Annotated in this window: 1 protein-coding gene and 1 pseudogene; one reads left to right on the plus strand and one right to left on the minus strand. The window is 69.4% G+C overall.

The window, feature by feature from the left end; genetic code table 11:
• Positions 1–186 (minus strand): annotated as a pseudogene (locus tag ACOADB_RS23540) (cytochrome O ubiquinol oxidase); the annotation flags it as partial.
• A gap of 103 nt (positions 187–289) precedes the next feature.
• On the opposite strand from ACOADB_RS23540, the gene ACOADB_RS23545 reads away from it, so the two are divergent.
• Complete coding sequence (locus tag ACOADB_RS23545) at positions 290–946, plus strand: TrmH family RNA methyltransferase (protein WP_378604566.1); 657 nt, start codon at positions 290–292, stop codon at positions 944–946.
• Positions 947–1,000: the final 54 nt, after the last annotated feature.

Raw genomic sequence — 1,000 nt, forward strand, 5'->3', positions numbered from 1 at the left:
GCCGAGCGCGAACAGCAGGGTGTCACCGGGGAGGAACGGGAAGAACAACCCGCACTCGACGAACACGATCCCGATCGCGATCCAGATGAAGGCGGCACCGTACTGGTGCTGGAGCCATTCGGGGTCCAGCCACTTGATGCCCAGCAGCATCGGCACGACGAAAGGGGTCGCGACCAGCGAGTTCACGGCGCCACGGTACCGGCCGGGTCCCAATGGCGTGGCCGTTAGGGTGCGGTTCGTGGCAGCGGATCCGGACAGCGCAGACGAGCGGCGGGCGCCGTACGACCCGATGCCGAACGGCCAGCCCGAGGTCGGCGTCGGTCCCTGGGCGGGTCCGTGGCCCCAGGGACCCGGTTCCGAGGTGTACGACGAAGCGCTGCTGCGCGACGGAGATCGACGCAATGTCGTCGACCGCTACCGGTACTGGAGCCTTGAGGCGATCCGTGCCGACCTCGACCTGCGCCGCCACGGTTTCCACGTCGCCATCGAGAACTGGCAGCACGACTTCAACATCGGCACCATCGTCCGGACGGCGAACGCGTTCCTGGCCGCCGAGGTCCACATCGTCGGCAACCGGCGGTGGAACAGGCGCGGCGCGATGGTCACCGACCGCTACCAGCACGTGCACCACCATGCGACGGTCGAGGACCTCGCGGCCCACCTGTCGTCGTACGACGGCGGGCGGGTGCCGTTGTTCGGCGTCGACAACCTGCCCGGCTCCGACCACCTCGAGACGATGGAGATCCCCGAGCGGGTCTGCTTCCTGTTCGGGCAGGAGGGACCTGGGCTGTCGGAGGCGGCGCGCGAGGCGTGCGACGCGACGTTCTCGATCGCGCAGTTCGGTTCGACCCGGTCGATCAACGCGTCGGCTGCCGCCGCGATCGCGATGCACGCCTGGGTGCTTCAGCACGCCGACCTGGGCAGCGGCGAGGCCTGGCGCGGCTAGACCTGGCGCGGCTAGATGTGATGCCCAGGGAGGTTGTCCCGCCCTCCGGCGGTG

Origin of the sequence: Nocardioides sp. CPCC 206348, from assembly GCF_048654705.1 — a bacterium.
In the GTDB taxonomy this organism is placed as follows: domain Bacteria; phylum Actinomycetota; class Actinomycetes; order Propionibacteriales; family Nocardioidaceae; genus Nocardioides.